At 67.9% G+C, this 10,669-nt stretch carries 9 protein-coding genes; 4 read left to right on the top strand and 5 right to left on the bottom strand.

What is annotated here, in order from left to right; translation table 11 throughout:
• From ACE3SS_RS13410 to ACE3SS_RS13395, 4 genes are all read left to right on the top strand, one after another.
• The coding region (locus tag ACE3SS_RS13410; RefSeq protein WP_374594748.1) for a TonB-dependent receptor domain-containing protein at positions 1-836 on the top strand (836 nt) is incomplete at its 5' end.
• Between the two features lie 17 nt (positions 837-853).
• Positions 854-4,870, top strand: coding sequence for a cobaltochelatase subunit CobN (gene cobN, locus ACE3SS_RS13405; protein WP_374594746.1), 4,017 nt, complete (start codon positions 854-856; stop codon positions 4,868-4,870).
• Between the two features lie 15 nt (positions 4,871-4,885).
• Positions 4,886-5,404 (top strand): MotA/TolQ/ExbB proton channel family protein, encoded by a 519-nt coding sequence (locus ACE3SS_RS13400; RefSeq protein ID WP_374594744.1) that lies wholly within the window; start codon positions 4,886-4,888, stop codon positions 5,402-5,404.
• Positions 5,401-5,748, top strand: coding sequence for a DUF2149 domain-containing protein (locus ACE3SS_RS13395; protein ID WP_374594742.1), 348 nt, complete (start codon positions 5,401-5,403; stop codon positions 5,746-5,748). Before ACE3SS_RS13400 ends, ACE3SS_RS13395 begins: the two co-directional genes overlap by 4 nt.
• Before the next feature lie 12 nt (positions 5,749-5,760).
• Here the strand turns inward: ACE3SS_RS13395 and ACE3SS_RS13390 are convergent, their stop codons facing one another.
• The 5 genes from ACE3SS_RS13390 to ACE3SS_RS13370 are packed head-to-tail and all read right to left on the bottom strand — an operon-like array spanning position 5,761 to position 10,552.
• A complete protein-coding gene (locus ACE3SS_RS13390) occupies positions 5,761-6,858 on the bottom strand; it encodes a tellurite resistance/C4-dicarboxylate transporter family protein (RefSeq protein ID WP_374594740.1) in 1,098 nt (365 codons plus the stop codon).
• A gap of 25 nt (positions 6,859-6,883) precedes the next feature.
• Complete coding sequence (locus ACE3SS_RS13385; RefSeq protein WP_374594738.1) at positions 6,884-7,594, bottom strand: ABC transporter ATP-binding protein; 711 nt, start codon at positions 7,592-7,594, stop codon at positions 6,884-6,886.
• A gap of 2 nt (positions 7,595-7,596) precedes the next feature.
• On the bottom strand, positions 7,597-8,799 hold the full coding sequence (locus tag ACE3SS_RS13380; protein ID WP_374594736.1) for an ABC transporter permease: 1,203 nt from the start codon (positions 8,797-8,799) through the stop codon (positions 7,597-7,599).
• Positions 8,796-9,947 (bottom strand): efflux RND transporter periplasmic adaptor subunit, encoded by a 1,152-nt coding sequence (locus ACE3SS_RS13375; RefSeq protein ID WP_374594734.1) that lies wholly within the window; start codon positions 9,945-9,947, stop codon positions 8,796-8,798. The genes ACE3SS_RS13380 and ACE3SS_RS13375 overlap by 4 nt, the downstream gene beginning before the upstream one ends.
• Positions 9,944-10,552, bottom strand: a complete 609-nt coding sequence (locus ACE3SS_RS13370) for a TetR/AcrR family transcriptional regulator (protein ID WP_374594732.1) — start codon at positions 10,550-10,552, stop codon at positions 9,944-9,946. Before ACE3SS_RS13370 ends, ACE3SS_RS13375 begins: the two co-directional genes overlap by 4 nt.
• Positions 10,553-10,669: the final 117 nt, after the last annotated feature.

Raw genomic sequence — 10,669 nt, 5'->3', positions numbered from 1 at the left:
CGGCCATCGGGCGCGACGCGGTCGAGAAGTCGGACGGCGCCTGGTCGCCCAAGCTGGGCGCGATGTGGCGCTTCAGCCCCGCCGTTGCCGCCTACGGTCAGGTGGCGCGTTCGTATCGCGCGCCCAACTACAACGAGGTCAACGGCGCTTTTCGCAACACCGTGCAGAGCTACGGCACCAGCCCCAACGCCGATCTGAAGCCCGAAACGGGCATTGGGGGCGAGCTGGGCATCAAGTTGACCAGCGGCGAGTGGCGCGCCCAGGTGGCGGTGTTCGACAACCACTACAAGGATTTCATCGAGAGCGTTTACCTGAGCTGCCCCGGCGACCCGCGCTGCATCAGCGGCCTGTCGCGCACCTCGATGGCCGTCAACCTCGACAAGGTACGCATCCACGGCACCGAGGTGCGCGGCGGCTGGGCCTTCGCCCCCGGCTGGCATCTCGACGGCTCGCTGGCCCGCACCGTCGGCACCAACCAGGAGACCGACCAGCCGCTCAACAGCGTCGAGCCGACACGGCTGGGGCTGATCCTCACCCGCGAGGCCGATGGCTGGGGCGCCGAGGCGCGCCTGCGCGCGGCGGCCCGCAAATCGCGCATCGATGATTCGGTGGACGGCACCTACTTCCGCACGCCGGGCTATGGCGCGGTCGATCTCTCGGGTTGGGCAACCCTCAGCCGCAACCTGCGCGTGACGGCGGCGGTGAACAACCTCTTCGACCACAAGTATTGGCTGTGGAGCGACATCCGCAAGGCGGACGCGGCCAACCCGGTGGGCGTCGATTTCTACTCGCAACCCGGCCGTACCTTCAGCGTCGCGCTGCAGGCCGATTTCTGATCGGTGGAGCGCGCGTCATGAAGTCCAAGCTGTACCGCCTGCTGGCGCTGTTCGCGCTGCTGCTGTGCGCCGCGCCAGCGTTCTCCGCGCAGGTGCTGATCATCGCCACTGGCAACGTCCCGCCCGGCAAGTTCAAGATGCTGGCCGAGGTGGCCCGTCCGTTGGGGGTGACGCTTGACGTGCGCTACCTGCACAAGCTGCCGGCCGATGTCGATGGCGGCCTCTTCAAGGGGGCCGACGCCGTGCTCATCGACAGCTATCTGCAAGACGAAGTGCGGGCGCGGCTGCACGGCGCGCTGCCCGCGCTGCGCGCGCCACAGCTGTGGCTGTACGAGGCCAACCCGAGCTGGAGCGGCCTGCCCGACGACGTGGCCAGGCGCCTGGTGGGCTACTACGCCAACGGCGGGCGCGCCAACTTCGATGGCTTCTTTCGCACGCTGGCCGCGCAACTGGCCGGGCGCCCCCTGGCGGGCATCCCCGCGCCCAAGGTGTTTCCGAAAACCGGCATCTACCACCCCAAGGCGCCCGGGCTGATCTTCAACGACGCGGCCAGCTACCTGCGCTGGAAGGGCATCGACCCCGCGCGGCGCCCGCCCACGGTGGCCGTGCTCATCCACCAGCAATACGTGATCTCCGAGCAGACCGCGTTCATCGACGACCTCATCGCCCGCATCGAGGCGGCTGGCGCGCTACCCCTGACCGTGTACGCCCCCGCCACTGGCCAGGGCGATCTCGCCGCGGCGCTCGGCATCGACGGACGCGTCGTCGCCGACGCCATCATCAACACCCAGATCATGCTGGACGCCGACAGCCGCCGCGCCGAGTTCAGCGCGCTGGGCGTGCCGGTGGTGCAGGCCACGCCGTATCGCAAGGGCGACGAAGCCGCCTGGGCCGCCGACCCCAGCGGCATCGCGCTGATGGACGTGCCGTTCTACGTGGCGCAGTCCGAATACGCTGGCGTGACCGATATTCAGATCGCCGCGGCCACGCGCAAGGCCGACGACCAGATCCTGCCGATCGCCGCCCAGGCGGCCTCGATGGTCAACAAGGCGCTCAACCTGGCCCGGCTGGCGCGCACGCCCGCTGCCGACAAGCACGTGAGCATCTTCTTCTGGAACTACCCGCCGGGCGAAAAGAACCTCTCGGCCTCGTTCATGAACCTGCCCAAGAGCCTCGCCACCAGCCTGGCCGCGCTGCGGGACGCCGGCTACCGCACCGAAGCCCCGGACGATCGCGAGCTCACGCGACAACTGCAACGCCTGCTCGCCCCCTTTTATGCTCCAGCCGGCGACAACCGCGCGCTCATCGCGCTGCTGCGCGACGGCCTGGCCGAACCCGTGTCCGTGGCCGACTACCGCCGCTGGTTCGACGCCCTGCCCCAAGCCGTGCGCGACGACATGATCGCGCACTGGGGCGAGCCCGAGCGCTCGTCGTTCGTGGTGCCGTACGACGGGCGGATGGTGTTTGCCGTGCCACGACTCAAGCTGGGTCACCTCACCGTGTTGCCGCAACCGCCTCGCGGCGAGCGCTGGGAAGACAAGGAAAAGGCCCTCTACCACTCGACCAAGGCCGGCCCCTCGCATTTCTACTTCGCCACCTACTTGCTGGCGCGCCGCGATCACGCCATCGTTCACTACGGCACGCACGGCACGCAAGAATGGCTGCCCGGCAAGGAGCGCGGACTCTCGGTATTCGATGCGCCCATGCTCGCCGTGGGCGACGTGCCCGTGGTCTACCCCTACATCGTCGACGACGTCGGCGAGGCCATCCAGGCCAAGCGCCGGGGCCGCGCCGTCACCATCAGCCACCAGACACCGCCCTTCGCGCCGGCGGGCCTGCACGATGCGCTCACCCGCATCCACGACCTGCTGCACCGCTGGATCGCGCAAGACGAAGGCGCCGTCAAGAACCAGCTCCGCGCCGACCTCCTGGCCGACGTGCGCCGCGAGCACATCGACCGCGACATGGGCTGGGGCGCCGCGCGCATCGACGGCGACTTCAACGCCTTCATCGACACCCTGCACAACCATCTGCACGAATTGGCGCAAACCGCCCAGCCGCAAGGCCTGCACACTTTCGGCACCGCGCCGCGCGAGGCCCACCGCCTGGGCACCGTGCTGCTGATGCTCGGGCGCCCCTTCTGGGAGGCCGCCGCCGCCCACACCGGCACGCCGCAAAAAGATCTCGACGAAGCCATCGTGGGCGATTACGACCGCCTCGCCACCACGGCGCCCTACCGCCTGCTGCGCCAGCATGTGATCGACGGCGCCCCCACCGATGGCCTGCCGCCCGCGCTGCGCGACGGCATCGCGCAGGCCCGCCAGTGGTACGAGCACCTCGGCGCGGCGGGCGAGCAGCCCGCGCTGCTGGCGGCGCTCGCGGGTCGGCACATCCCCACCTCATACGGCGGCGACCCCATCAAGAACCCCGACGCCTACCCCACCGGCCACAACCTCTACGGCTTCGACCCCTCGCGCGTGCCCACGCCGCAAGCCTGGGCCGCGGGCAAAGAAGCGCTCGAACAACTGCTCGCCACGCACCGCGCGCAAACCGGCCGCACGCCGCAAAAACTCACCATGGCCCTGTGGTCGGTCGAAACCATGCGCCACAGCGGCATCCTCGAAGCCGAGGCCTTCTGGGCCATGGGGGTCGAGCCCGTGTGGGATGCGGGCGGGCGCGTCACCGGCGTCAAGCTGATCCCGCGGGATCAGCTGGGCCGGGCGCGGGTCGATGTGGTGCTCTCGGCCACAGGCCTCTATCGCGACCACTTTCCGAACGTCATGAAGTGGCTGGCCGAAGCCGCCCGCCTGGCCGCCACCGCCGATGAGGCCGACAACCCCGTGGCCCATAACGCCAAACGCATCGCCGCCGCGCTCGAAGCGCGCGGCGTGGCGCACGACGCGGCCGTGCGCGCCGGCCAGACACGCATCTTCTCGTCGGAGCAGGGCAGCTACGGCACCGGGCTCGACGACGCCACCCTCGCCACCGACACCTGGAAAGGCAAGGCCGAAGGCGACCGCAAACTCGCCCAGCTCTACCTCTCGCGCATGCAATACGCCTACGGCCCCGACGAAAAAGAATGGGGCCAGGCCGGCGCCGGCAGCGTTGCCAACGTCAACCTCTACGCCGAGCACCTGCGCGGCACCGAGGGCGCCGTGCTCTCGCGCACCTCGAACCTCTACGGCATGCTCACCACCGACGATCCGTTTCAGTATCTCGGCGGCATCGCGCTGGCCGTGCGCCACCTCGATGGCAAGGCGCCCGAGCTCTACATCTCGAACCTGCGCGGGTCCGGCTCGGGCAAGGTCGAAGGCGCCGCGCAATTCTTGGCCAAGGAGCTCGCCACCCGCCAGTTCCACCCCGGCTACATCAAAGGCCTGATGGCCGAAGGCTACGCCGGCACCCTGCAAGTGCTCGACGCCACCAACAACCTCTGGGGCTGGACAGCCGTGGCCCGCGAAATCGTGCGCGACGATCAATGGCAAGAAATGGTCGACGTCTACGTGCGCGACAAACACAAACTCGGCCTCAAAGACTGGTTTGAGCGCGAGAACCCGCACGCCCTGGCGCAAACCATCGAACGCATGCTCGAGGCCGAGCGCAAGGGCTACTGGCAGACCGACGCCGCCACCGTGGCCGAGCTCAAGCAACGCTACCGCGAGCTCGCCCAGCGCTTCGACGTCAAGACCGACAACGCCGCCTTCACCCAACATGCGGGATTCGGCACCGGCGCTCCGGCGCGTCCCGCCACCGCCACCGCAGCGGCAGCCCCCAACCCGGCCCGGCCCGAAGCGGCCCCGCCCCAGGCGCAGCCCACCCCGGCGCCGCCCCAACCCGCGCCACCGGCGGTGCAAGGCATGCGGCTCGACAAAACCGAGCGCCCCGCCAACCCGGCGGCCACCCGGATCCTCACGGCGCTGGCCACGCTCTGGTTCATCGTCGCCACCGCGTGCGTCGGCGCATGGCGGCAACTGCGGCGGGCCCGCGCCAGCACGCCGCCCCTCATGCACCCATCCGCATCCATCGTTCAGTAAACAGGAGTTCTCAACATGAACATCGAAACCCTCATGTACCAGGCCTGCCAGGTCTTTCTCATTCCCACCTTGCTGGCCATCGCCGCGCTCTTCGTATACGCCTTCTACGCGCTGGGCGCCTTCAGCGTCCAGTGGTGGCAACGTCGCGGCACCCCGCAGCCTGACGCCGCCTCGCGCGGCTACCCGCTGCTGGCCTGGGCACAAGGCCGTCACGACCTGCGCGCCGACGACCTCGACCTGCAAGCGCACAAGCTCGTCGAGTTGCCCCGCATTGCCACCCGCGTGGCCCCGATGCTCGGCCTCGTCGCCACCATGATCCCCATGGGGCCCGCTCTCAAGGGTCTGTCGGACGGCAACCTCGCGAGCGTGTCGGACAACCTCACCGTCGCCTTCTCGGCCGTGATCCTCGCGCTCATCGCCGCAGCCCTCACCTACTGGATCGTCGCCGTGCAACGCCGCTGGCTGGCCGAAGAACTCGCGTGGCTGTCGGCCCGATCCGCCCAGCACACCCTCGCCCCCGGAGCCGCGCAATGAAGTTTCTCGACGAAAGCGAATCCGACGACCCCATCCTCTCGGTCGTCAACCTCATCGACATCTTCCTGGTGATCATCGCGGCGCTGCTCATCACCATCGCGCGCAACCCGCTGCTCAACCCGTTCGCGCACCAGGACGTCACGGTCATCACCGATCCCGGCAAGGCCTCGATGGAGATGCTCATCAAGAAAGGCGACAAGATCGAGCACTACAAATCGAGCGGCCAGATCGGCCAGGGCGAAGGCCAGAAAGCCGGCATCGCCTACCGAATGAAGGACGGCTCGATGGTCTACGTGCCCGAAGGCTCGGATGGCACGCTGGCGGCCACGGCGGCGGGGCGTTGAGGCCGCCCGGCGTTACCCGCCCGATCGAGGCCGCGACCCGCGCAGCAACTCGACCGCCAGGCCAACGAATGCCGCGGACCAGGCGATCAGCGCGATCGAGAAAAACGCTCGCGGAACGAAGGACAGAAATCCGATCCCCATGGCCTCGATCAATCGGTCCGTGCTCGCCGCGTACATGCCGAGCGGGAACACCGCCCCCCAGTAAAGCGGGTCGTAGCGCAGCGGAAAGCGTCGGTAGACGTGGCGCCACAGCGCCAGCACGAGCAGCATCGGGATCCACCACGTTCCTGTTGCCCAGTAAAACACCGTGAACCCCTTGAGAAAAGGAAGCAGCGACAGCAGGAACGGCGCGTCAGGCGAATTGAGAATGAGCAGCGAGCCGGCGAGTGTCGATATCGCCATGGCGCCCATGTTGATCCAGTAGGGCGGAGACAGGTCGCCGGGCTCCAGGGGGAAGAAGGTGTAGCGGTAGAAGATCAGCGACATCATCCAGATATAGAGCATGCCGCCCCACAGCCACATCGACAGCGCGAGGAAGTTCAACTCCAGTTTGACCGGCTGGCCGATGTGAGCGGCCAGCAGCGCGCTCAAGGCGGCGATCGACTGCGTGGCCACCACGGCCAGCAGCCATGCGCCGCTGATGCCCTGGTCCAGCGAGGGCTTGTTTCGCTTGATCGTGAGGCCGGTGAAAACGGTGTAAGTCAGGCCCACCCACAGCACGACGGCGACGCACCACAACGCCACGGCGGCGCGACTGTTCTTTGCAAGGATCAGAAATTGGCTACCCACGATGCTGGTGGCCGCGACGCTGGTGAAGAAGCCGGGCCCGCGCAGATGGTCAACCAGGTCGCCCAGGAAATGCGCGCGATACCGAAGTGCGCGCAGCGCGTTGAGCGCCCACAGCACGGTGTAGGCCACGAGATTGAGCGCGAACAGCGCCCGGGCCAGCGTCGGGTGGTCGAGCAATTGGGCGGCGATCGACACGATGCCCGTCGCCATGACCATGCCGAAGTAGGCTGGCGACAGCTCGGCCAGCGGGGCGCTGGCGCCGAGCGGCTCGACGCGCGACTCGGGAGGCTGCGGCGCCCGTGGCGGAGTGGCGTTGCTCATGGCGGCATCTTCGCACGCACCCGACTCAGCGCAACGCTCGCCCCTCGCCCGCCTCCTCATGGGTAACCCCATCTCGGATGTGATAGATCCGCTTGAAGGTGGGGATGATCTTCTCGTCGTGCGTGACGACGATGACGGCGGTCTGGAAGCGCTGCGCCATGTCGTTCAAGATGCGCGCCACCGACATGGCCCGTGCCGAATCCAGGGGGGCGGTGGGTTCATCGGCCAGGATCACCGGCGGGCGGTTGACCAGGCCCCGCGCAATGGCCACGCGCTGCTGTTCGCCGCCTGACAGTTGCGAGGGCATGGCTTGGGCGCGGTGCTGCACATCCAGTGCGGTCAGCAACTCCAGAGCGCGCTGGCGCGCCTGATCGTTGGGCACGCCAGCCAGCATGGGCAGCAGGGCCACGTTGTCGGTCACGTCCAGAAAGGGGATCAGGTACGGTGCCTGGAACACAAAGCCGATCTTGTCGCGGCGCAGGGCACGCAGGTCCGGCACCTTCCAACCGTTGTCAAAGATGACCTGGTCGCCCAGTTGCATGCGCCCGGCGGTCGGGTCGATCACGGCGCCCAGGCATTTGAGCAAGGTGCTCTTGCCCGAGCCTGACGGGCCAATCAGGCCTACCACCTCGCCGGGCGCGACGTGCATGGTCACCTCTTTGAGGGCCAGCACGGCGGTGTCGCCTTCGCCATAGCGCTTGCTTAGCCCTTCGATGTGGATGCCTTGGCCTGCCATGCTCAGCCTCCGATCGCTTCGGCGGGGTCCACGCGCAGCGCCATGCGGATGGACACCAGGCTCGACACCATGCAGATGCCCAGCACGACGAAGAAGCCGATGACCGAGTCCCCCGGCACCAGCAGCACGTGCTTGGGGAACATCGGCGCGGCAAAGGTGGCCGCGATCTTGCCCACCACAAAGCCGATCACCCCCAGCACCAGGGCCTGCTGCAGGATCATGGCGGCAATGGTGCGGTTGCGTGTGCCAATGAGCTTGAGCACCGCGATCTCGCGGATCTTGTCCATCGTCAGCGTGTAGATGATGAAGGCGACGATGGCCGCGCTCACCATCGACAGGATCACCAGGAACATGGCGATCTGTTTGGCCGACGTGGCAATGAGCTTGCCCACCAGGATGCCTTCCATCTGGGCTCGCACATGCACCGTGAAGCGCTTCCAGCGGCGGATGGGCTCGGCCACCTCGTCGGGCGACGCGCCGGGCTGAACACGCACCAGCACGGCGTTGACCGCGTTGCTGCGGGTCTGCGAGTCGATCACGGCATCGAGCAAGCCGGGCACGTTGGGCCGGTTGAAGGCGGGGTTGGCCTCGACGCGGCGGCGTTGCATCAGGATCGCATCGTTGTCCTTGAGGAACTGCGCTTCTTGTGCGTCTTTCAATGGAATGAAGACCATGGGGTCGCCGCTTGACGACACCATGCGCCGGGACAGGCCCACCACCGTGTAGTGGTTGCGGCGGATCTTCAGCACATCGCCCAGTTGCGCGCCCGAGGCCACATCGGCCACGGCCTCGTAGTGGCTGCGGGTGATCTGGCGCCCGGCAATGAGTTGCGGCGGCCAGCCCGGCGTGCCAGGCTCACCGGCCATGATGCCGACCACCATGGCGCGCACGTCTTGATCACCTTTGCCCACCTGCATGGTCAGGTAGGTGACGTTGGCGGCCTGCGCCACACCGGGCATGGTGCGGATGCTGCGCCACAGGTCATCGGGGATGCTCGACGATTCGGCATACGGGCCCAGCGTGTCTTGCTGCACCACCCACAGGTCGGCACCGCTGTTGTCCAGCAGCACCTTGCCATCGTCCACCATGCCGCGGTAGACCCCGGCCATGGTCAGCGTCACACCGATCAGCAGGCCCAGGCCCATGCCCGTGAACACAAACTTGCCCCAGGCATGCAGGATGTCGCGCCCGGCCAGGCTGATCATGGCGCCACGCCGTGCAGGCGTTCGACGATGCGAATGCGGCTGCGTGCCGTGAGCGCCTTCTCGCTGTACAGCACCACGCGATCACCCGCGGCCAGGCCTTGGGTGACTTGCACACGGCCATCCAGGTCGGCACGGCCCAGGGTGACGGGGGTGAAAACGAGGCCTTCGCCCGCCAGCTTCCACACGCCGCGTCGGCCGTCGAGCGTGCGGATGGCCGCATTGGCGATGACCGGGCCGGCAGGCAAGGCTGGCAACTGCACGGTGATTTCGGCCAACTCGCCCAGCGGTGGCAGCGGCGCGGGCAGGGTGTCCAACACCACCTTGGCCAAGGTTTCTTCGGTGACGGCATCGGCGCGGGGCTCGATGCGCAGCACATGCGCCGCGATGGCTTGACTGTGGCGCGAGCGCAGCGTCACTTGCGCGTGCAAGCCCGGCGCCAACCCCTCGGCGTGGACCTGATCGAAGCGCGCATCGACCCACACGCTGGCGGGGTCGAACACCTCGACGACCGGCTGCCCGGCCACCACGGTCGAGCCCGGGTCCGCCTGGCGCGCGGCAACGATGCCGGCCACCGGCGAGACGAGCCGCAAGTTGCCGCGCTGGGCCTGCAAGGCCTGCAATTCGGCCTGCAGGCGGCGGGCGTCTTCGCGGGCGGCGGTCAGGGCGCTTTGGGCCAGCACGAGATCTTGCTGCTTGGTGGCAACGTACTCTTCGGTCGCGGCGTGCGAGGGCAGCAGTTGCTCGTAGCGTCGCGCCTGGATCTGCGCAAACGCATGCTTGGCCTCGGCCTGTCGCAGCGCTGCCTGAGCGCCCTGGATGGCGGCTTGTTGCGCCGCGATGCGGTCGTTGAGGTCCACCGCGTCCATCTCGCCCAGCACCTGGCCGGCGTGCACCACGTCGCCCACCTGCGCATCGAGCCGCTGCAGACGCCCTGCCGCGGTCGGGCCGATCTTGTGGGTATAGCGCGCCTGCACCGTGCCGAGGCCAGACAAGGCGGGCGTGACGGGCAGGTTCTGTACCGTGGTCACGGTGACGGCCACGGGCGCCAAGGGGCCCGAGCGGATCGCCACGTAGACGAAAACCAGCAGCAGGGGCAACACCACGGCCACGACGGCGAGGGTGCGACGTTGAACGCGGGGCACCTTCACTGCACACCTCCGATGCCACGCCGGTAGATGGCCCACACGCCCGGCGCGTCGGCACGCAGCCGCGCCGCGTCGCCGGCAATGAGCGATTGCATCACCAGCCCCTGAACCGAGCCGATGAACAGCACGGCTGCGGCATCCAGGTCCAGGCGAGCATCGAACGCCCCCGTTGCCTGGCCTTGCTCCAGCTGGTGCAGCAAACGCTCGCGGTATTGCCGAATCAGGGCCCGCACCATCTTCTTGGGCAGCGTCTCGCCCTGGCGCTGCAACTCGCCGAACAGCATGCGGGGCACGCCGGGGTGCTCGGCCACAAAGTCGATGTGCGCCAGAAACATGGCCTCCAGCGCCGCCAGCGGCGTCGCGCAACCTTGTGCCGCCTGGTCGATGCGCGCCAGCAAGCGCTCGACCACCCAGCTCATCACCGCTTCGAGAATGGCCTCCTTGGTGGGGAAGTGCTTGAACAACGCGCCTTGCGTAACCCCCATGTGCCGCGCGATCCAGGTGGTGGTGATCTCGCTGGGGTTGTGCTGCGCGGCCAGCTGCACCACCGCCTCGACCGTGGCGGCACGACGTTCGTCTGCAGGGAGGTATTTGGCGCTCATATGCAATATAGTAACTTATTACTATCTTTCTTGTCGCAAACCCGCTCGGTTCTTCTGCCAAAAACAGCCGCAGGGCCCATGCCGGCACACCAACGCGACCGAACCGCCCCACGCAGCCAGCCT

This window comes from Aquabacterium sp. (genome assembly GCF_041915145.1).
Lineage (GTDB): Bacteria > Pseudomonadota > Gammaproteobacteria > Burkholderiales > Burkholderiaceae_C > Aquabacterium.
This window is presented reverse-complemented; position numbering and strand designations above follow the sequence as displayed.